Origin of the sequence: Nocardiopsis sp. MG754419 (genome assembly GCF_018207095.1) — a bacterium.
In the GTDB taxonomy this organism is placed as follows: domain Bacteria; phylum Actinomycetota; class Actinomycetes; order Streptosporangiales; family Streptosporangiaceae; genus Nocardiopsis.
This window is the reverse complement of the sequence record NZ_QOCZ01000402.1, coordinates 1-365: the sequence shown is the minus strand read 5'-3', so window position 1 is coordinate 365 and position 365 is coordinate 1. Positions and strand designations below refer to the sequence as shown.

At 69.3% G+C, this 365-nt stretch carries 1 protein-coding gene; it reads right to left on the bottom strand.

Annotated elements, in window-relative coordinates; all coding sequences use genetic code 11:
- Window positions 1-264 (bottom strand): maleylpyruvate isomerase N-terminal domain-containing protein (locus DSY14_RS28300; RefSeq protein ID WP_211719624.1); only part of this gene is annotated, 264 nt, incomplete at its 3' end.
- Window positions 265-365 lie beyond the last annotated feature (101 nt).

Sequence of the window (365 nt, the reverse complement as noted above, 5' to 3'; positions counted from 1 at the left end):
CAGTGCGGCCGGGTCGCCCTGTTCCTCGGGGCCCTGGGAGTGCGGCACCTCGTCGTCGGGCACCTCGTCCTGCGCCCGTGAGCGGACGATGTGGTCCACCCAGCGCAGCGCCCCTCCCATATGCCGCACCAACTGCTCCAAGGACCAGTCGGGGCAGGTCGGCACCGTCACCGTGAGGTCCGCGCCGGAGGTCACCACCGCTCTCAGCTGCCGTACCTGTTTGTCGATCTCGTCGCAATAGCGGTCATGTCCGAGTGGGGTCATGCTCCTGACCCTAGGGCGGAAGGCTTCCCAAGTAGGACGATTTCCGCTGCGTCGAACGCCACACCGACCTCGTCCCCGGGCCCCGGCGCGTCCCGCAGGGC